This is a genomic window from Bartonella jaculi (assembly GCF_039543045.1).
Lineage (GTDB): Bacteria > Pseudomonadota > Alphaproteobacteria > Rhizobiales > Rhizobiaceae > Bartonella > Bartonella jaculi.
Genome location: NZ_BAABIZ010000006.1, coordinates 80,575 through 102,081, shown reverse-complemented (window position 1 = coordinate 102,081; position 21,507 = coordinate 80,575). Strand labels below are relative to the sequence as shown.

General features: G+C 38.3%; 16 protein-coding genes. All 16 read left to right on the top strand.

Annotated features, from left to right (window positions below; all coding sequences use genetic code 11):
- The first annotated feature begins 16 nt into the window (after positions 1-16).
- The 16 genes from nuoF (at position 17) to mfd (ending at position 20,857) form a co-directional block, all read left to right on the top strand.
- Positions 17-1,321 (top strand): NADH-quinone oxidoreductase subunit NuoF, encoded by a 1,305-nt coding sequence (nuoF, locus tag ABD915_RS04260; RefSeq protein WP_345115611.1) that lies wholly within the window; start codon positions 17-19, stop codon positions 1,319-1,321.
- Positions 1,322-1,388: 67 nt separating this feature from the next.
- Positions 1,389-3,458, top strand: coding sequence for an NADH-quinone oxidoreductase subunit NuoG (nuoG, locus tag ABD915_RS04255; protein ID WP_345115608.1), 2,070 nt, complete (start codon positions 1,389-1,391; stop codon positions 3,456-3,458).
- A gap of 22 nt (positions 3,459-3,480) precedes the next feature.
- Positions 3,481-4,527, top strand: coding sequence for an NADH-quinone oxidoreductase subunit NuoH (gene nuoH, locus ABD915_RS04250; RefSeq protein WP_345115646.1), 1,047 nt, complete (start codon positions 3,481-3,483; stop codon positions 4,525-4,527).
- 14 nt (positions 4,528-4,541) lie between these two features.
- Entirely contained in the window at positions 4,542-5,033 is a 492-nt protein-coding gene (nuoI, locus tag ABD915_RS04245; RefSeq protein ID WP_345115605.1) for an NADH-quinone oxidoreductase subunit NuoI, read from the top strand.
- Positions 5,034-5,129: 96 nt separating this feature from the next.
- The gene (locus tag ABD915_RS04240; protein ID WP_345115603.1) at positions 5,130-5,750 is read left to right on the top strand and encodes an NADH-quinone oxidoreductase subunit J; all 621 of its coding nucleotides are present in this window, start codon (positions 5,130-5,132) and stop codon (positions 5,748-5,750) included.
- Positions 5,751-5,759: 9 nt separating this feature from the next.
- The gene (gene nuoK, locus ABD915_RS04235) at positions 5,760-6,068 is read left to right on the top strand and encodes an NADH-quinone oxidoreductase subunit NuoK (RefSeq protein ID WP_345115600.1); all 309 of its coding nucleotides are present in this window, start codon (positions 5,760-5,762) and stop codon (positions 6,066-6,068) included.
- A gap of 6 nt (positions 6,069-6,074) precedes the next feature.
- A complete protein-coding gene (gene nuoL, locus ABD915_RS04230; RefSeq protein ID WP_345115598.1) occupies positions 6,075-8,039 on the top strand; it encodes an NADH-quinone oxidoreductase subunit L in 1,965 nt (654 codons plus the stop codon).
- Positions 8,039-9,508, top strand: coding sequence for an NADH-quinone oxidoreductase subunit M (locus ABD915_RS04225; protein ID WP_345115643.1), 1,470 nt, complete (start codon positions 8,039-8,041; stop codon positions 9,506-9,508). The genes nuoL and ABD915_RS04225 overlap by 1 nt, the downstream gene beginning before the upstream one ends.
- An 18-nt stretch (positions 9,509-9,526) precedes the next feature.
- Positions 9,527-10,981, top strand: coding sequence for an NADH-quinone oxidoreductase subunit NuoN (gene nuoN, locus ABD915_RS04220; protein ID WP_345115595.1), 1,455 nt, complete (start codon positions 9,527-9,529; stop codon positions 10,979-10,981).
- The gene (locus tag ABD915_RS04215) at positions 10,981-11,790 is read left to right on the top strand and encodes a biotin--[acetyl-CoA-carboxylase] ligase (RefSeq protein ID WP_345115592.1); all 810 of its coding nucleotides are present in this window, start codon (positions 10,981-10,983) and stop codon (positions 11,788-11,790) included. Before nuoN ends, ABD915_RS04215 begins: the two co-directional genes overlap by 1 nt.
- 53 nt (positions 11,791-11,843) lie before the next feature.
- Complete coding sequence (locus ABD915_RS04210; RefSeq protein WP_345115590.1) at positions 11,844-13,520, top strand: ribonuclease J; 1,677 nt, start codon at positions 11,844-11,846, stop codon at positions 13,518-13,520.
- 206 nt (positions 13,521-13,726) lie between these two features.
- Positions 13,727-15,052 (top strand): proline--tRNA ligase, encoded by a 1,326-nt coding sequence (gene proS, locus ABD915_RS04205; RefSeq protein ID WP_345115587.1) that lies wholly within the window; start codon positions 13,727-13,729, stop codon positions 15,050-15,052.
- Between the two features lie 11 nt (positions 15,053-15,063).
- Entirely contained in the window at positions 15,064-16,332 is a 1,269-nt protein-coding gene (locus tag ABD915_RS04200; RefSeq protein WP_345115584.1) for a lipoprotein-releasing ABC transporter permease subunit, read from the top strand.
- On the top strand, positions 16,332-17,012 hold the full coding sequence (locus tag ABD915_RS04195; protein WP_345115582.1) for an ABC transporter ATP-binding protein: 681 nt from the start codon (positions 16,332-16,334) through the stop codon (positions 17,010-17,012). Before ABD915_RS04200 ends, ABD915_RS04195 begins: the two co-directional genes overlap by 1 nt.
- Before the next feature lie 48 nt (positions 17,013-17,060).
- Positions 17,061-17,345 (top strand): FAD assembly factor SdhE, encoded by a 285-nt coding sequence (locus ABD915_RS04190; RefSeq protein WP_345115580.1) that lies wholly within the window; start codon positions 17,061-17,063, stop codon positions 17,343-17,345.
- 11 nt (positions 17,346-17,356) lie between these two features.
- Positions 17,357-20,857, top strand: a complete 3,501-nt coding sequence (gene mfd, locus ABD915_RS04185; RefSeq protein ID WP_345115577.1) for a transcription-repair coupling factor — start codon at positions 17,357-17,359, stop codon at positions 20,855-20,857.
- Positions 20,858-21,507 lie beyond the last annotated feature (650 nt).

Here is a 21,507-nt window from a genome sequence, read left to right as displayed (position 1 = left end):
GAAAAAAGGGTGGGGTATGCTGGCTGATAAAGATCGCATTTTCACCAATCTGTATGGTTTAAAAGACAAATCATTAAAGGCTGCGATGTTGCGTGGACATTGGGATGGTACCAAGGCGATTATCGACAAAGGTCGCAATTGGATCATTGATGAAGTGAAGGCTTCAGGTTTGCGTGGACGTGGTGGTGCTGGTTTTCCTACAGGAACGAAGTGGTCTTTTATGCCAAAACAGAGTGATGGTCGACCTCATTATTTGGTTGTAAATGCAGACGAATCAGAACCGGGAACATGTAAAGACCGCGATATTTTACGGCATGATCCCCATACTTTAATTGAAGGATGTGCAATTGCTACTTTTGCGATGGGAGCGAATGTTGCTTTTATTTATATTCGTGGTGAATATATTCGTGAGCGTGAAGCGCTTCAAGCTGCCGTTGATGAATGTTATGATGCAGGTTTGCTTGGCAAAAAAACGAAATATGGGCATGCTTGTGATATTATTATTCATCATGGTGCGGGTGCTTATATTTGTGGTGAAGAAACGGCTCTTCTGGAAAGTCTTGAAGGGAAAAAGGGACAGCCTCGGCTTAAACCACCATTTCCTGCAAATATGGGGATTTATGGCTGCCCAACAACAGTAAATAATGTAGAGTCCATCGCCGTTGTTCCAACGATTTTGCGTCGGGGCGCTTCGTGGTTTTCATCAATCGGACGTGCAAATAATGTTGGAACGAAATTGTTTATGGTCTCTGGGCATGTTAATGCACCTTGTACATTTGAAGACGCTCTTGGTGTTTCATTTCGTGAATTAATTGAAAAACATACAGGGGGTATTCGTGGTGGATGGGGTAATCTTTTAGCCGTTATTCCTGGTGGGGCTTCTTGTCCGGTCGTTCGTGGCGAAGATATGGTTGATGCGATCATGGATTTTGATGGAATGCGAGATGTCGGATCTTCTTTTGGTACAGGGGGTATGATTGTTATGGATAAATCAACCGATATTATCAAGGCAATTTGGCGTATAGCAGCTTTTTTCAAGCATGAGAGTTGTGGTCAGTGTACACCATGTCGTGAAGGCACGGGTTGGATGATGCGTCTTTTGGGGCGTATGGTTGAGGGAAGAGCGCAAAAACGCGAGATTGATCTTTTGTTTGAAGTGTCTAAACAAGTCGAAGGCCACACTATTTGTGCGCTTGGTGATGCTGCCGCATGGCCTGTACAGGGGTTGATACGTAATTTCCGTCCAGAAATTGAGCGTAGAATTGATAGTTATACGCGAAATGTAGTCCAAAGCAAAAATATTGCTTTAGAAACAGTATAATAAAGGATTTTGTTCTAAGAGCAACGAATGCAAGTTTTAAATGGGTTATCCGTAGGCTGGATGAGTGATGATAAATATCAAAGTTGATGGTAAAGAGATTGAAGTTCCTGATTACTATACGTTGCTTCAAGCTGCTGAGGCAGCTGGTGCTGAAATTCCTCGTTTTTGTTTTCATGAATCTTTATCAATTGCTGGAAATTGCCGTATGTGCTTGGTTGAAGTCAAGGGTGGACCTCCGAAACCCCAAGCTTCTTGTGCTATGGGGGTTCGCGATTTACGGCTAGGGCCTAATGGTGAAGTACCTGAAATTTTTACCAACACGGCGATGGTTAAAAAAGCACGTGAAGGTGTTATGGAATTTCTCCTTATCAATCATCCTTTGGATTGTCCTGTCTGTGATCAAGGGGGAGAATGCGATCTTCAAGATCAAGCAATGCTTTATGGGCGTGATTGTTCTCGTTATACAGAAAATAAGCGTGCTGTAGAAGATAAATATATTGGACCACTTGTGAAAACAGTTATGACACGGTGTATCCATTGCACACGTTGTGTTCGTTTTACGACAGAAGTGGCGGGTATTTCTGAGCTTGGTTTGATAGGCCGTGGTGAAGATGCTGAAATTACGACATATCTTGAAAAAGCAATGACATCTGAGTTACAGGGCAATGTTATTGATCTTTGTCCCGTGGGGGCTTTAACTTCAAAACCTTATGCATTTCATGCACGTCCATGGGAATTAATTAAAACGGAATCAATTGATGTGATGGATGCACTTGGCAGTGCCATTCGCATTGATAGTCGTGGTCGTGAAGTTATGCGGATTCTGCCGCGTACAAATGAAGATGTAAATGAGGAATGGATTTCTGATAAGACGCGTTTTATTTGGGATGGACTGCGCACTCAGCGGCTTGATAGACCATATGTGCGCAAAGATGGAAAGTTTCAGCCTGTAAGTTGGACGGAAGCTTTTGCAAAAATTAAAATGGTGGTTTCCAAAACCTTGCCAGAAAAAATTGGAGCGATTGCTGGAGATCTTGCGTCTGTTGAGGAAATGTACGCGCTTAAAACATTGCTGCTTTCATTGGGGTCGGAGATATTTGATTGTCGTCAAAGAGGGATGGTTTTATCTCCTGAATTCGGGCGTTCAAGTTATATTTTTAATCCGACGATTGCAGGTATTGAACAGGCTGATGCATTGCTTATTGTGGGATCTAATCCGCGTTATGAGGCTGCTGTTTTAAATGCACGTATTTTAAAGCGCCAACGGATGGGGCAGTTTCCTATCGCATTAATTGGGGAAAAGGTCGATTTACGTTATCCTTATTCTTATCTTGGCGCTGGTACGAATGCATTGAATGCACTTGTTCGTGGAGAAGAAGCGTTTTTTAATGTGTTAAAAGAATCTGAAAAGCCACTTATTCTTATCGGGGAGGGAGCTCTTTCAGGTAAGGAAGGTTTGTCTGTTTTAAAGAGTCTTGCAAAATTAGCGGATAGTATTGGGGCCCTTAGCGAGAAATGGAATGGGTTTGGTGTTCTTCACAATGCTGCTTCCATTGTTGGAGGGTTGGACATAGGCTTTACTTCCAAGCTTGGGATTGCAAATATTCTTAAAACCTGTGAGGTTTTATTTTTACTTGGTGCTGATGAAGTAGAATTAGCTAATACAAAAGCTTTTACGATTTATATTGGTAGCCATGGTGATAAAGGTGCACATGCTGCTGATGTTATTTTGCCAGCATCAACTTATACTGAAAAATCAGGGCTTTATGTGAATACAGAAGGGCGTGTTCAAATGACAAATCGGGCTGGTTTTGCCCCAGGTGAAGCAAAAGAAGATTGGGCTATTTTACGTGCTTTATCGGATGTTTTAGGACAAAAACTACCTTTTGATTCGCTTTCTCAATTAAGACAGAGCTTGTTTAATGATTATCCACACCTTTGTGCCATTGATGATATAGTGCCTTCCGATATAGATGATCTTAAAGCGCTTGGTGCACAAATGATTGTTTTAGAGGCACAAACATTTCCTTCTATGGTAAAAGACTTTTATTTGACAAATCCGATAGCACGTGCTTCTGCCGTTATGGCGGAATGTTCATCTCTTGCAAAGAGTCGTGCTACGCAAGCTGTAGAGTAAGGGCAGAGGAAAAAGAATAATGATGTATGATTTCTTTATGACTTGGTTATTGCCATTACTCATTATAGTTGGAAAAACACTTCTCCTTTTAGTTGTTCTTCTCGTTTTAGTTGCTTATCTTCTTTACGCAGATAGAAAGATTTGGGCGGCTGTACAATTGCGTCGTGGACCAAATGTTGTTGGTCCATGGGGATTGTTACAGTCTTTTGCGGATTTAATTAAATTTGTTGTTAAAGAGCCTATTATTCCTGCTGGTGCTAATAAGGGTGTTTTTCTGTTGGCACCTTTTATATCTGCTACACTTGCTTTATCAACGTGGGCTGTTATTCCCGTTAATGAAGGCTGGGAAGTTGCGAAGATTAATGTTGGTTTGCTTTATATCTTAGCCATTTCATCTCTTGAGGTTTATGGTGTTATCATGGGGGGATGGGCATCAAATTCGAAATATCCTTTCTTAGGAGCTCTTCGTTCAGCTGCACAGATGGTTTCTTATGAGGTTTCCATTGGGTTTGTGCTTGTAACCGTCATTTTAGTGAGTGGTTCATTGGATCTCACTACAATTGTTCATAAACAAAGTTCTGGAATTGGTACAACTCTTGGTCTTCCCTTTAACAGTTTTCTTGATTGGAATTGGTTAGTGCTTTTTCCAATGTTTATTATATTTTTTATTTCTGCACTTGCAGAGACAAATCGTCCTCCTTTTGATTTGGTCGAAGCTGAATCTGAACTTGTAGCTGGTCACATGGTTGAGTATTCTTCAACGCCTTATATGCTTTTTTTCCTTGGTGAATATGTTGCTATTGTTTTAATGTGCGCATTAACAACCATTTTATTTTTAGGTGGTTGGTTACCTCCCTTGGATGTTTGGTGGCTTAATTGGGTTCCTGGTATTATTTGGTTTGTTCTAAAAGTTTGTTTTGTATTTTTTTGGTTTGCTATGGTCAAAGCATTTGTTCCGCGTTATCGTTATGATCAGCTTATGCGGCTTGGTTGGAAGGTCTTTCTTCCTCTCTCACTAGCGATGGTTGTGATAACTGCTGCTTTCTTAAAATATACTGGTTTTGCTTAAGAGGAGCTCTTTATATGTCAGGTCTTATTCAAGCAGCTAAATCACTCCTTTTACTGGAATTTGTGAGTGCTTTTTTCTTGGCAATGCGTCAGTTTTTTTCACCAAAACCTACGATTAATTATCCTTATGAGAAGGGGGTTGTTTCTCCGCGTTTTCGTGGTGAACATGCGCTACGTCGTTACCCAAATGGTGAAGAACGGTGCATTGCCTGTAAATTATGTGAAGCAATTTGCCCTGCTCAAGCTATTACAATTGAAGCAGGACCACGGCGCAATGACGGTACGCGTAGAACTGTCCGTTATGATATAGATATGGTTAAGTGTATTTACTGCGGTTTTTGTCAAGAAGCATGTCCGGTTGAGGCTATTGTCGAAGGTCCGAATTTTGAGTTTGCGACGGAAACGCGTGAAGAGCTTTATTATGATAAAGAAAAGCTTTTATTGAATGGAGATCGCTGGGAGCGTGAAATTTCTCGAAATATATTGATGGATGCACCTTATCGTTAAGTGTATCGTTGAATGAGGTGTCGGATAATTTTTCCGATAAATTGTAATCTGGTATGAAGTGTTATACCAATTGTTTGATTATTTGAGGAGAAGCCTATGCTAACGGATCTAGCGGCGGCATTTTTCTATTTGTTTGCTTTTATTATGCTTGCGAGTGCTGTTGTTGTTATTACAGCCCGCAATCCTGTGCATTCAGTCTTATTTTTAATATTAGCATTTTTTAATGCTTCTGCTTTGTTTTTGCTTGCAGGAGCGGAATTTTTAGGGCTTATTCTGCTTGTTGTTTATGTTGGAGCTGTCGCTGTTTTGTTTTTATTTGTGGTTATGATGCTTGATGTTGATTTTGCTGAGTTTAAAAGCGGTGCACTTCGGTATGCTCCTATTGGAGTTTTTATTGGTTTTGTTGTTGCCGTAGAATTAATTATTGTTTTTATTGGTAGCCATTTTTCTCCAGTTATCGGAATACATATTACGCAACCAATGCCAGATTTAGCACAGCGAACAAATACACAAGCATTAGGCGATATTCTCTATACGGATTATGTTTTTTACTTTCAAATTGCTGGAATAATTTTATTGGTTGCAATGATTGGTGCTATTGTTTTGACACTTCGTCATAAATCGGGTGTAAAGCGACAATCTATTGCGGCGCAAGTTTCTAGAACAGTAGAAAATGCAATTGAAATCAAACAAGTTGAATCAGGTAAGGGCGTTTAAGGGGGGACTATGCACATTGATATTATTCATTATCTGATTGTTTCTGCTTTAATGTTTACAATTGGTATTGCTGGAATTTTTCTCAACAGAAAAAATGTGATTATTATCTTGATGTCTATTGAGCTTATATTGCTTTCAGTGAATCTCAATTTTGTTGCGTTTTCAGCGTTTCTTCACGATCTTGTTGGTCAAATATTCGCTTTATTTATTTTAACCGTAGCAGCTGCTGAAGCCGCAATTGGTTTAGCAATTCTTGTGGTTTTTTTCCGTAATCGTGGTTCTATTGCGGTTGAAGATGTTAATGTAATGAAAGGCTGACCAGTGATGTATTATACGATCGTCTTTCTTCCACTTTTGGGCTTTTTAATTGCTGCTATAGGTGGAAAAACTATAGGAGATCGAGCGAGTGAATTGGTAACTTGTAGCTTTATGGTAATTGTTGCGATATTGTCTTGGGTAGCCTTTTTTAATATTGCACTTGGTCATGCTCCAATGGTTGATATATTGGTATTACATTGGCTTACCGTCGATGGATTAACTTTTGATTGGGCATTGCATGTTGATACTTTAACAGCTGTCATGCTTATTGTTGTAAATAGTGTTTCGGCATTAGTGCATATTTATTCAATTGGTTATATGCACCACGATCCTTCAAGGTCCCGTTTTTTTTCTTATCTTTCTTTATTTACATTTATGATGCTTATGTTGGTGACATCCAATAATTTAATTCAGATGTTTTTTGGATGGGAAGGTGTGGGGCTTGCTTCTTATTTGCTCATTGGTTTTTGGTTTCAACGCGATTCTGCAAACAAAGCAGCGATGAAGGCTTTTGTGGTGAACCGTGTTGGAGATTTTGGTTTTCTCTTAGGAATTTTTAGTATTTTTGTTTTATTCCAATCGGTTGATTTTGCCTCTATTTTTGCAAAAGCTGCCGACAATAATTTTGTACAAAGTGTGACATTTGGGTATTGGCATCTTGATGGTCAGACAGCAATTACTGTTACCTGCTGTTTGTTATTTATAGGTGCTATGGGAAAATCAGCACAATTTCTTTTACATACATGGCTTCCTGATGCAATGGAGGGACCAACGCCTGTGTCAGCACTTATTCATGCAGCAACAATGGTAACGGCCGGCGTTTTTATGGTTGCGCGTATGTCCCCAATTTTTGAGCTTTCTTCAACTGCTTTGACTATAATTATTATTGTTGGTGCAACAACTGCATTTTTTGCAGCAACTGTCGGATTGGTGCAAAATGACATTAAGCGGGTTATTGCTTATTCTACCTGTTCGCAACTTGGTTATATGTTTGTTGCATTAGGTGTTGGAGCTTATGGAGCCGCTGTTTTTCACCTTTTTACCCATGCTTTTTTTAAGGCTTTATTATTTCTTGGTGCAGGTTCTGTAATTCACGCTGTATCTGATGAACAAGATATGCGAAAAATGGGCGGGTTGCGTAAACATATACAAGCAACTTATTGGATGATGATCATAGGAACTATTGCGTTGACCGGTGTTGGAATTCCAGGGACATTTTTGGGGACTGCTGGTTTTTTCTCCAAGGATGCGATTATAGAGTCCGCTTTTGCATCCCATAATATTGCTTCAGGATATGCTTTTTGGCTTCTTGTTTTTTCAGCTTTATTGACCAGTTTTTATTCGTGGCGGCTTATATTTATGACATTTCATGGTAAACCACGTGCAACTGTTGATGTTATGCATCATGTTCATGAATCACCTCTAGTTATGTTGCTTCCCCTCTTTATTTTATCTATTGGAGCAATGTTTGCTGGAGCTGTTTTCCAATCTTACTTTTTTGGTGACTTGTATGAGGCTTTTTGGAAGGGGGCGTTATTTACAAACAGCCATAATCATATTCTTCATGATGTCCACGATGTATTCAATTGGGTAAAATGGTCACCTTTTATAGCGATGGTTCTTGGATTTATGCTAGCCTATTTATTCTATATTGCTATTCCTTCTCTCCCCAAGAAATTGGCTGGATTTATGCCTAGAGTGCATCACTTTCTTTACCAAAAATGGTATTTTGATCAATTATATCATTTTTTGTTCGTTCGTTCTTCTTTAAGAATTGGTGCCTTTCTTTGGAAGGTGGGAGACGGTAAGATTATTGATGGTTTAGGTCCGAACGGTATCGCAGCGCGTGTTGTTGATATTACAAATAGAGTTGTTCGAATGCAGACAGGCTATCTTTATCATTATGCATTTGCAATGCTTATTGGCATTGCATCGCTGATCACATGGATGATGATCGGGGGCGTAAACTGATGACTGATTGGCCTATTCTTTCTACGGTTACATTTTTGCCGCTTGTTGGTGTGATTTTGATTTTGTTTATCAAAGATGATAGCGAAGCAGCACGACATAATATACGCAATGTAGCATTTTTTACGAGTGTTTTTGTTTTCATTATTTCCTTAATTATTTGGGCGGGTTTTGATTATACAAACGCTCATTTTCAAATGGTTGAGAAATTCGATTGGTTAGGAGGGGGCATCAACTATCATATGGGAATTGATGGTATTTCTATTCTTTTTGTTGTTCTTTCAGCTTTTCTTTTGCCTTTCTGTATTTTAGCAAGTTGGGAGAATATTAAAGATAGATTAAAGGCTTATATGATTGCTTTTCTTCTTCTTGAAGTTGCGATTATTGGAGTCTTTTGTGCTCTTGATGCAATATTATTTTATGTTTTTTTTGAAGGTAGCCTTATTCCAATGTTTATTATTATAGGTGTTTGGGGTGGGGCGCGTCGTGTTTATGCGAGTATGAAGTTTTTTCTTTACACTTTACTTGGATCAGTGCTTATGCTGGTTGCCATTATGGCTATGTATTGGGAAGCTGGAACACTCGATATACCAACTTTATTAACTTACCAATTTCCAGTACAGATGCAAATGTGGTTATGGCTTGCGTTTTTTGCGTCTTTTGCAGTTAAAATGCCGATGTGGCCGGTCCATACATGGTTACCGGATGCACATGTAGAAGCACCGACAGCTGGTTCCGTTATTTTAGCTGGTGTCTTACTCAAATTAGGCGGTTATGGTTTTCTTCGTTTTTCTTTACCAATGTTTCCTATTGCCTCATCTTATTTTGCTCCTTTGGTTTTCACGTTATCGCTTATTGCGATTATTTATACATCACTGGTTGCTCTTGTTCAAAATGACATAAAAAAACTTATTGCTTATTCCTCAATAGCGCATATGGGATATGTGACGATGGGCATTTTTGCTGCGAATGAACAGGCTGTCCAAGGTGCTATTTATCAAATGCTATCGCATGGAATTGTTTCGGCAGCTTTATTCCTTTGTGTTGGGGTTATCTATGATCGCTTGCACACACGTGAAATTTCAGCTTTTGGCGGTTTAGTGAATAACATGCCAAAATATGCCGTTGTTTTCTTAATTTTCACGATGGCAAATGTTGGTTTACCGGGCAGCTCAGGATTTTTGGGTGAATTTTTAACCTTAATAGGTGTTTTTCAAGTGAATAAATTGGTTGTTATTTTTGCTACAACTGGTGTTATTTTGTCAGCTGCCTATGCACTTTATCTTTATCGGCGTGTGGTTTTTGGTTCTTTGGATAAAGAGAACTTAAAAGTACTTGTTGATCTCTCGTTAAGAGAGAAATTCATTCTCTATCCGATGGTTATTCTTACAATATTTTTTGGTATCTATCCAACCCCTATTCTTAAAGCAACGGCGTTTTCTGTAGAAACCCTTGTCAATAGACTACACTAGATTAAGAGAAGAATGCTCATGCAAACTGAAATAATAGCGCAATTAGTGTTAATTTTTCCGGAGATTTTAATAGCATTGGGAGCGATAGTTTTGCTTTTGATTGGTGTCTATTCCAATGTACGTTCTTCTTTAACTGTGACGGGTTTGGCTATCGCCCTTTTTGTTGCAACTATTGTTATTATTGTCGTTTTTCCGAAAAGTGGCTTATTTCAAAACAATGCACTTATTATCGATTCTTTCAGCCGTTATATGAAAATTTTAACGCTTATTGGTGCACTCTTTGCTCTTATTATGTCTGTTGATTTTACCTATAATCATAAGTTTGATGTATTTGAATTTCCGGTACTCGTTCTTTTAGCAACTCTTGGCATGATGCTCATGATCTCAGCGGGGAATATGCTGTCTCTTTATATGGGGTTAGAACTGCAGTCTTTAGCCTTATATGTTCTCGCTGCGATCAATCGTGACAATGTAAAATCTTCTGAAGCCGGTATAAAATACTTTGTTTTAGGAGCATTATCTTCAGGATTACTGCTTTATGGTATTTCCTTGCTTTATGGTTTTACCGGTCAAATTGGTTTTCACGAAATTGCTGTTGCTTTAAAAGGTGAAAACTTGCAATTGGGGGTTATCTTTGGAATTGTCTTTGTTTTAGCTGGTTTAGCTTTTAAAATTTCTGCTGTTCCGTTTCATATGTGGACGCCTGATGTTTACGAAGGGGCACCAACACCAATTACAGCATTTTTTGCTGGCGCTCCTAAGGTTGCGGCAATGGCATTAATCGTTCGTATTATTGTTATGACCTTCATTCCGCTAGGGAGTACTGATGGCTCTATGCCTGCGTGGCAGCAAATTTTGGTATTTATGGCAATTGCATCAATGATACTGGGTGCATTTGCTGCAATTGGTCAGAGCAATATTAAGCGTTTAATGGCCTATTCGTCGATCAGTCATATGGGATATGCACTTGTTGGTTTAGCTGCTGGGGATGTGCTTGGGGTAAAAAGCGTTATTCTTTATATGACTATTTATCTTGGTATGACGATTGGTTCATTTGCCTTTATTCTTGGGATGCGGTCTAGTGGTGGAAATGTTGAAAATATTTATGATCTTTCAGGATTGGTAAAAACAAATCCGTTTATGGCTGTTGTGATGACGATACAGCTTTTTTCTTTAGCCAGCATACCTCCCATGGCTGGTTTTTTTGGAAAGTGGTATACGTTTTCTGCGGCTGTTCATGCTGGACTTACTCCCCTTGCTATCGTTGGGATGGTAGCATCTGTTGTTGGGGCTTTTTATTATTTGCGAATCATTAAAATTATGTGGTTTGATGATGCAAAAGCGCATTTTGTTGTTTTGTCGAATGAGCTTCAATTTTGCCTCGGTCTTTCTGCATTATTCATTTTATTTTATATGCTTTTTGGAGTTTGGTTTGCTGAGTTGGCAGAAAAAGCAGCAGCCGCATTGTTTTAATGAATATGGTTTATATCTTATCAGATTTTGCACAAAAGCAAGGATACGCCGTTGAATCATACGAAAGTGTTGATTCAACAAATCTCATTGCGCAACGAAAAGCGCAAGCTGGTCATCAAGGTTATCTCTGGGTTGTTGCGCAAGAACAATCACAGGGAAGAGCGAGAAGAGGTAGGACATGGTCTAGTCCAAAAGGTAACCTTTATTCTAGTCTTTTGTTAACTGATGATATTGTTCATCAAACTGCTGCTCAGCTTGGTTTTGTTGCTGGAATAAGTGTGGTAGAAGCGGTAAAACAATTTATACCAGATGAAAAGCAAATGAACGGTGTTGTTAGTTTAAAATGGCCAAATGATATTTTGTTACGAGGCGCTAAAAGCTCTGGAGTTTTGCTCGAGATTTTTAAATTGACACCACAACAATATGCATTAGTGATTGGTATTGGAATGAATGTAAAGCATCATTATGACGGTGCGCCATATCCGACTTCAAGCCTAAAAAACATTGGTTTACATATTAATGCGGGACAGTTATTTACGGCTTTAACAGAGTCTTTTTCTAAAAATTATCTCCTTTGGAAAAAGTCAGGAGGATGCGATATAATCCGCGAAAAATGGCTTTTATACTCTGCTCATCTTGGGCAGCATGTCAAAGTGGTTAATGATGAAAAAGTTATCGAAGGTATTTTCGATGGGCTTGATAAGGATTTTAACTGCATCATAAAACAAAAAAATGGTCAGCAAGCAATTATAACAGCTGGAGATGTTCATTTTGGTTCGGCTGCTTCTGCTCATGCCAGTCGTTATTAATTGATAAAATTTTATTTCATCATCAGATTATCTTAATGATTTAGGAGATGTTTATGGTTGCGGCCAACGAGAATGAATTTGTTTTTTTACCTTTAGGAGGGGTAGGTGAAATAGGGATGAATCTCGCTGCTTATGGATTTGGCCCCCCAAATCTTCGTGAATGGCTTCTTGTTGATATGGGTGTCAGTTTTGCTGGACCTGAATTACCAGGGGCAGATCTTATTTTGCCTGATATTCGTTTTCTAGAAAGTGAAAAACATAATGTGCGTGGTCTTGTTTTGACACATGCTCATGAAGATCATTATGGTGCCGTTCTTGATTTATGGCCAAAGCTTAACGTTCCACTTTACTGTACGCCTTTTACGGCAGGATTATTAGAGAGTAAAAGGCAATCAGATTTTGGATCTCATAAAATTTCATGCAATATTTTTCAAGCTGGTGATTGTTTTCAAGTTGGTTCCTTTGCAATCGAAGCTATTGCCGTTAGTCATTCAATTCCAGAATCTGTATCTTTGGCAATTACAACGTCTTTAGGCACCGCGATTCATACTGGCGATTGGAAAATTGATCATACACCTTCGCTTGGGTCTGTAACAGATGAAAAACGGTTTCGCGCTTTAGGCAAAAAAGGTGTTTTAGCGTTGCTTTGTGATTCTACGAATGCGTGTCGAGATGGTATATCATCATCAGAGCAGCAAGTTCAGACAAGTCTTTCTGAAATTCTTTCGAAAGCGGAAGGACGAGTTGCTCTCGCAACTTTTGCATCTAATGTTGGTCGGATACGTTCAATTGCTCTTGCAGCTGAATCTGTTGGGCGCCAAGTTCTTGTCGTTGGACGTTCTCTTAAGCGAAGTATTATGGTTGCGCAAGAGCTTGGTTATATGAACGGTTTAGCGCCATTTGTTTCGGAAGAAGATTATGGTTACATCCCGCGAAAAGATATCGTTTTAATTGTAACAGGCAGTCAAGGTGAGCCGCGTGCTGCCTTAGCTAAACTGTCGCGAAATGAAATGAGAAATATTGCACTTTCTGCTGGAGATACGGTTATTTATTCTTCACGAAGTATTCCAGGAAACGAAAAATCTATTCTTGAGATACAAAATCGTTTTATAGATTTGGGAATTAAAACGATTACAAATGAAGATGCTCTTGTCCACGTTTCAGGCCATCCTCGTCGTTTAGAACTTTTACAGATGTATGATTGGGTAAAACCACAGATACTTGTTCCTGTACATGGTGAGGCAATGCATCTTGCTACTCAAGCAGCTTTAGCACGTGAAGCAGGTATTAAGATTATTGCTGATATTAGAAATGGTAATATGCTGCGTCTTGCGCCAGAGCCTGTAGAGGTTATTGATCAAGTCCCCGTTGGTCGGATCTATAAGGATGGTTGCCTTATTGGTGATGAAGATGCATTAGGGATACGTGAGCGGCGTAAATTAAGTTATGCTGGTTATGTTGCTGTTTCTCTCCAGATGAACAGCAAACATGATATAGAGGGTGATATTAGTTTGATCACATCCGGTTTACCTGAAAGTAATGGGAAAGGGGAAAGTTTGAAAGATATTCTTTTAGATGTTGTGGAAAACACTTTTTATAATATTCCGCGCGTTAAAAGAAAAAGTAATGAACTTATTCGAGAAGCAATACGGCGCGCAGTGAGAGCAGCAGTTAATGAAGTTTGGCGAAAAAAGCCTGTCTGTACAGTTTTTTTACACAGTTCAAAATAAAATATTCTAATATTACGTTATTTCATTTTTAATGACAGAAAGAAAATTATCAGATCATTGTATCGCTAAAAATAAGCAAGAGAGCAGATAAATTTTTCAACAACGTGATCGTTATGTTTGCAAGCATTGAGAATATAGTTATAGATGAGCGTATATATACTTAAATTGTTTTGAAATGATGGGCTTAGTTAGGAGTTAGTTATTTAATGCGTCTTTCTCAATATTTCCTTCCACTTTTAAAAGAGAATCCTAAGGAAGCAGAGATTGTTTCTCATCGGCTCATGTTGCGTTCCGGAATGATTCGCCAGCAAACATCAGGAATTTATTCTTGGCTTCCCTTGGGTAAAAAAGTGCTTGATAAAGTTTGTAAAATTATACGTGAGGAGCAAGAACGCGCTGGTGCTATAGAAATATTAATGCCGACAATTCAATCTGCGGATCTTTGGCGTGAAAGTGGTCGTTATGATGATTATGGTTTGGAAATGCTCCGCATTAAAGATCGTCAAAAGCGTGATTTACTTTATGGTCCAACTAATGAAGAGATGGTAACAGATATTTTCCGTTCCTATATTCGTTCTTATAAGGATCTTCCACTCAATCTGTACCATATTCAATGGAAGTTTCGTGATGAAATCCGTCCACGTTTTGGTGTGATGCGCTCACGAGAATTTTTAATGAAGGATGCTTATTCTTTTGATCTTAATTATGAAGGTTCTCAAACATCTTATAATCGTATGTTTATTGCTTATTTACGCACTTTTGCTCGTCTTGGCTTAAGAGCAATTCCTATGCGTGCTGATACAGGTCCAATTGGTGGTGAGCTCAGCCATGAATTTATTATTTTGGCTGAAACGGGAGAGAGTGTTATATTTTGTGATAAACAATTTCTTGAGCTCACTATTCCAGACAGTTCAATTGATTTTTATGATACAGTTATTTTAGCTGATATTGTTAAACAGTGGACGTCTTTTTATGCTGCAACAGAAGAAATGCATAATGAAGAAGAGTGGGCTAAAGTTTCTGATCATAATCGTCTTTCAGCGCGTGGTATTGAAGTAGGACATATTTTCCACTTTGGCACGAAATATTCTGCTCCAATGGGAGCAAAAGTTATGGGACAAGATGGAAAAGAGCATGTTGTCTCTATGGGATCTTATGGCATTGGACCTTCGCGTCTTGTTGCTGCAGCTATTGAAGCTTCTCATGATGAAAATGGTATTATTTGGCCAAGCTCTATGGCGCCATTTGACTTTGGTATCATCAATATGAAACCAGATGATGAGAAATGTACACATGCGTGTGAAACTCTCTATCGGGGATTAAGACATGCTGGTTTTGACCCATTATTAGATGATAGAAATGAGCGTCCTGGAACCAAATTTGCAACAATGGATTTAATTGGTTTGCCGACACAAATAATTGTTGGACCTAAAAGCCTTGCTCAAAATGAAGTTGAAATGAAAGATCGAAAAACGGGTATTAAAAAATCTCTAACGGTTGAAAATGTACTCAGCCAATTTTCTGTAATTTAATAGGCAATATTATGAAGTGGTTGAGGAGTAAATGGTTTTCATCTTATGAGTGGATGATTGCTTTTCGTTATATGATTCCTAATAAAAAACATGTTGTAGCATCTGTTATTTCAATCATTTCTCTCATTGGAATTATGTTAGGAGTATTTGCTCTTGTTGTTGTTATGGCAGTAATGAATGGTTTCCGTACAGAGCTTCTTAATCGTATTCTTGGCATGAATGGGCACCTTATTGTTCAAACCATTGATTCTGGTTTTCCCAATTATAATACTCTTATTTCTTCTTTAGAGTCCGTAAAGGGTGTAAAGTTTGCTCTCCCTGTCATCGAAGGTCAAGCACTTGTGCAGGGTGAACTTCAAGGAGGATCTGGTGCTTTAGTTCGTGGTATGCGCAAACAAGATTTGGAGAAGCTTAAAACAGTATCTCAGAACATTAAATTAGGGTCACTTTCTCAATTTGATACAGAAGATGGAGTTGCAATTGGAAGTGGTTTAGCAGAAAAATTGGGGCTTACAGTTGGGAGTGATCTTCGTATTATTACACCAGATGGTGATGAGACTCCTTTTGGGGTTACGCCACGTGTTAAGGCTTATAAAGTGACTGCTATTTTTGAAGTTGGTATGTCTGAATACGATTCAATATTCGTTTTTATGCCTCTCCATGAAGCGCAAATGTTTTTTAATTTGGGGGATAAGGTTCAATCTTTAGAATTATTTTTGAATAATCCTGATACTGTTGATCAAATAAAACCAGTTATAGAGAAAGCTGTCGATCAACAGGTCTATTTAATTGATTGGCGTTCCCGCAATCAGGCTTTTTTTTCAGCCTTACAGATTGAACGCAATGTTATGTTTTTCATTCTTTCTCTTATTGTCCTTGTGGCTGCTTTGAATATTATTTCAGGGTTGATTATGCTTGTAAAAGATAAAAGCCATGATATCGCTATTTTGCGCACGATGGGCGCACAACAAGGTGCGATTCTGCGTATATTTATTGTCACTGGTATGATGATTGGATTGCTTGGAACAGTATTGGGCTTAATTTTGGGTGTCATAGCGACCGCGAATATAAATCATATTCAGGACTTTATCTCTTGGTTATTTAATGTCGATGTTTTTAATCCTCAGCTTTATTTTTTAACAAAATTGCCTGCACAAATTGAGTGGGGAGAGACAGTCCTAGTTGCTGTAATGGCTTTATTTTTGTCATTTCTTGCCGCTCTCATTCCGGCATGGCGCGCTGCTAAGTTAGATCCTGTACAAGCTTTGAGGTATGAATAATGGCAGCTATTTTAGAGCTTATAGAAATTGAGCGACATTTTTTTGAGAGTAATAAACCTCTCATTATTTTAGATAAAGCGAATTTTGTTCTTAATCGCGGGGAACTTGTAGCGCTTGTTGCACCATCTGGCGCTGGAAAATCAACACTTCTTCATATCGCTGGGTTATTGGAAAAACCAACCGCTGGTGATGTGATGTTACGGGGTGTTTCTTGTGCAAAACGCTCTGATAGTGAGCGAACGGCTATAAGACGCAATGATATCGGTTTTGTCTATCAATTTCATCACTTGCTTCCAGAATTTACAGCTTTAGAAAATGTCATGATACCGCAAATGATAGCAGGATTTAAAAAATCCATAGCAGAAGATCGTGCACTTAAATTGTTGACATATTTGCGTATTTCTCATCGCGCCAATCATCGTCCATCGGAATTATCCGGTGGTGAACAACAACGTGTTGCTATTGCACGTGCAGTCGCAAATGGCCCTTCTGTTCTCTTAGCTGATGAACCTACGGGCAATCTTGATCCTGTAACTTCAGCTTATGTGTTTCAAGCTTTGTCTGCGCTTGTTCGTCAATCTGGTCTTTCTGCTCTTATTGCGACACATAATTACGGCTTGGCTAAACAAATGCACCGTCGAATTACCCTTAAGGAAAAAAAAATTATTGAACTTCCTTAAGGGTAAGATAAAAAATCTATTCTAATTACCTCATTCAAGGAGACTTTTATGACAGTTTTGGTCGTTGACAAAAATCAACTGGACGTGCGCCGTCGCCGATTGATTTTTCGTGCATGGCATCGAGGTATTCGTGAAATGGATTTAATTTTAGGGCACTATGTGGATGCCCATATTGTTGGGATGAATGATAAAACGGTCTCTCAACTTGAACATATTATGTCTTTTGATGATCGTGATTTACTGATGTGGATTACGGGAGAAGTTCTACCACCATCTGAAGTTGAGGGGCCGCTTTTTCGTGACATTGTAAATTATCATGTCTGCATAAATTGAAATTAGTTCCGATGCCTATATTTAAAAAAATTGTCATTCCTAAAAATATTTCTCCTCATACGATTTTTGATGGGGTTACTGATGGGTTTGAAGCCTTTGCGCTTGCTAAATTAAGTTCAGAAATTGCACAAGGTAAACCACTTATCTATGTTGTCCGCGATGGGACAAAAATTGCTCATTTACAGCAAGTGTTAAATTTTATTGAGCCAAATTTGCCTATACTTCAATTTCCTGGATGGGATTGTTTACCTTATGATCGCGTGTCACCTGGGATTGTTATTACAGCACGTCGACTATCGACTTTGGCACATATAGCAAATTTACGCAAGAATCCATGCCCTGCAATTATATTAACAACAGCAAATGCAATTATACAAAAATTGCCTCCTCGTGAAATGATTGAGGCACAAATTGTTCACGCATGTGTTGGCCAGCGCATGAGCATGGGGCACTTAATTCAATTTTTAGAATTCAATGGTTTTGAGCGTGTTACAGTTGTTCGTGATGTTGGTGAATTTGCCGTGAGAGGGGGAATACTTGATATTTTTTCTCCCGTTGATGTTGAACCTTTACGGCTTGATTTTTTTGGGGATACCTTAGAAACCATCCGCGTATTTGATTCAGAGACGCAAAGAACAACGAATAAAAGAACAGAATTTTTGTTACATTCGATGAGCGAGGTTGTTCTTACACCTGAACTCATCAGCCGATTTAAAAGCAATTATATCCGTACATTTGGTGTATCACAAAAAAATAACATGCTTTATGAAGCAATTTCTCAGGGACGGCGTTTTTCTGGTATGGAGCATTGGTTACCGTTTTTTTATGAGAATCTTGATAGTTTTTTTGATCATTGTGGTGATTTACCTGTTGTTTTTGAGCATCTTACACAAGAGGCTCTCATTGAGCGCTATCGCCTTATTGAAGATTATTATAATGCGCGCAAAGAGCGTGATAACGATCAAGAAAGCTCTACTTCTTATCATCCAATAGAGCCTAGCCTTCTTTATCTAAATCCAGAACAAGTCTTAGAATGTGCACAACAATCTGGGCAACGTATTGATTTCACGCCTTTTAATATTCCACAAACTTTTAAACAAACCATTGTTCATGCGAATGTTAAACTGGGGTATGATTTTGTAGAAGAGCGTAATGCGCAAGAAAAAAATGTTTTTTCAAGTGTCGTTAATCATATTGCTTCATTACGCGCTGCTGGCAAGAAAGTTCTTTTAGCGTGTTGGAGTGAAGGATCTCTCAACCGTTTATTACAAGTTCTTGATGAGCATGGATTGCAAAAAATAGATGTTGTAAAATCATTGCACACTGTTAGGGCAACACCACGTGATCGTATAACCGCTGCTGTTATAATGATTGAACATGGTTTTGAAATGGAAGACTTTGCTATTATAGCAGAGCAAGATATCCTTGGTGATCGATTAATAAGATCCCCAAGACGGCGTAAAAACAATAAAAATTTTATTTCCGAAGTTTCTACTTTAAATTCTGGCGATATCGTTGTGCATATTGACCATGGTATTGGACAATTTGTTGGTCTAAAGACCATCATGACAACAGGAATTTTACGTGATTGCCTTGAAATTAATTATGCTGGAGGTGATCGCCTCTTTTTACCTATTGAGAATATCGAACTTCTCTCACGTTATGGATCAGAAGAAACAGATGTTACGTTAGATAAGTTAGGTGGTGTAGCTTGGCAAGCACGTAAAACACGGTTAAAAAAACATTTATTACAAATAGCTGGGCAATTAATCCGTATAGCTGCGGAGCGCGTTACGCGTTCTGCACCTGTTTTTATTCCACCAGTTGGACTATTCGATGAGTTTGTTGCATGCTTTCCTTATGAAGAAACAGAAGACCAAATGGATGCAATTGAAGCTGTCTTGGACGACTTAGCGGCAGGCAAACCGATGGATCGCTTGATATGTGGTGATGTTGGCTTTGGAAAGACAGAAGTTGCTATTCGCAGTGCTTTTGTCGCAGCATTAAATGGGTATCAAGTTGCTGTTGTTGTACCAACAACTTTGCTTTCACGACAACATTACAAGACTTTTATTGGGCGTTTTCAAGGATTGCCCGTTAAGATTGGTCATGCTTCAAGGCTTGTGAAAGCTAAGGAGCTCGCACAAATCAAAAAAGGTATTTCAGATGGTACGATTGATATTGTCATTGGAACGCATGCATTATTAAGTGATGCAGTCAATTTTTCACGGTTAGGACTTCTTATCATTGATGAGGAGCAGCATTTTGGTGTAAAACATAAAGAGCGTTTAAAAGAGATAAAAAGTGATATTCATGTTCTTACGCTTTCAGCCACCCCTATACCACGCACGTTAGGGTTGGCATTATCGGGTGTGCGTGAACTTTCATTGATAACAACGCCCCCCATTGATAGAATGGCGGTACGTACTTTTATTTCACCTTTTGATGAGCTTATTATACGAGAGACACTGCTTCGAGAATATTACCGTGGTGGACAAAGTTTTTACGTTTGTCCACGTATTTCTGATCTTGGTGTTGTGGAAGAATATCTCAAAACGCATGTCCCTGAACTCAAATTTGTCGTAGCTCATGGACAAATGCCAGCTGGACAACTTGATGATATTATGAATGCATTTTATGATGGGCAATATGATGTGCTGCTATCGACAACCATTATTGAATCAGGTCTTGATATTCCAACAGCCAATACTTTAATTGTGCATCGTGCTGAGATGTTTGGTCTTTCTGCCCTTTATCAGTTACGTGGGAGGGTAGGGCGTTCAAAACAACGTGCTTACGCTCTCTTTACCTTTCCTGCTGGTAAAGTTTTAACTTCTGCTGCTGATCGTCGTTTTAAAGTTTTGCAATCTCTTGATACCTTGGGGGCAGGTTTTCAATTGGCAAGTCATGACATGGATATCCGTGGTTCAGGCAATTTTTTAGGTGAAGAGCAATCAGGGCATATCAAAGAAGTTGGTTTTGAACTCTATCAAAAAATGCTAGAAGAGGCTGTTGCTGAACTAAAAGATGGCGAGCAGAGTGAAGATAAACAATGGTCGCCTCAAATTTCACTTGGCACAACAGTAATGATACCAGAAAATTTTGTGCCTGACTTATCGTTACGTATGGGACTTTACCGTCGTTTAACAGAGCTTGAGGATTTAGAACAAATCGAAGAATTTGGAGCTGAGTTGATCGATCGTTTTGGTCCTTTGCCCCTAGAAGTTCAACACCTTCTTAAAGTTTTTTATATCAAAACATTGTGTCGAAAAGCACATGTGGAAAAATTGGATGCTGGGCCAAAGGGGGTTGTTGTACAATTTCGAAATAATTATTTTGAAAATGCTGTAGCTCTTGTTCAATGGGTTGCCAAGCAGGGCTCTATGGCAAAAATTCGACCAGACCAGAGTATCGTCCTTATTTGTGAGTGGGCTACAGTGAATGAAAGGCTTATTGGAGCAGCGAATATTATGATACAGCTTGCAGAAATGGCACAACAAGATCCTATTTAAGAATCTCTCTATTGAAGTAATAGTGATTGTTCATTTATTAAACTATTTCTTACAGATAAGTTATAAGTTTAAAATTAATATATATAATTTTCTCATTAAAAATTATTTTAAAAACTGTATTATATAATAGAGAATTTATTATTGTTAAATAATATAATAAATATTTCTAAAACATTAATTTATCATATAAAACCTGAAAGTTCTATAAGGAGCGAAACAGATTAATTTTAAAATTTTCTAATATAACTCTAATAAAAAATATATATAAGGAAAATAATAAAAATTGTCCAAAAATTTTAGAATTACATGCATTACTATATATCAAGTATCAGAGCTCGATAACTTAAAAGAATAATTATAAATGTAAAGAAAATGATAAGATCATAAGAGTTAAAGAATTACATAGAAGTTTACTTTAATTATATTGCAATATTGCTTCATTTGTGCAATCTTATCTCATTCCATTGCACTATGGTATCTTATGTATAAGTTTTATAAAAAGCCAATGGATAAAAGGGGGAAGTATACATGAGTCTATAAAGGTTCAACTAGCTTTTTATAGCTTTCTTTCTCGAAATTTGACTTTTCTCTTTATATTGAAGTAAGAGGCATATGAGAGGTGTCGTTTCATTGGTTTGTTTTAAGATACT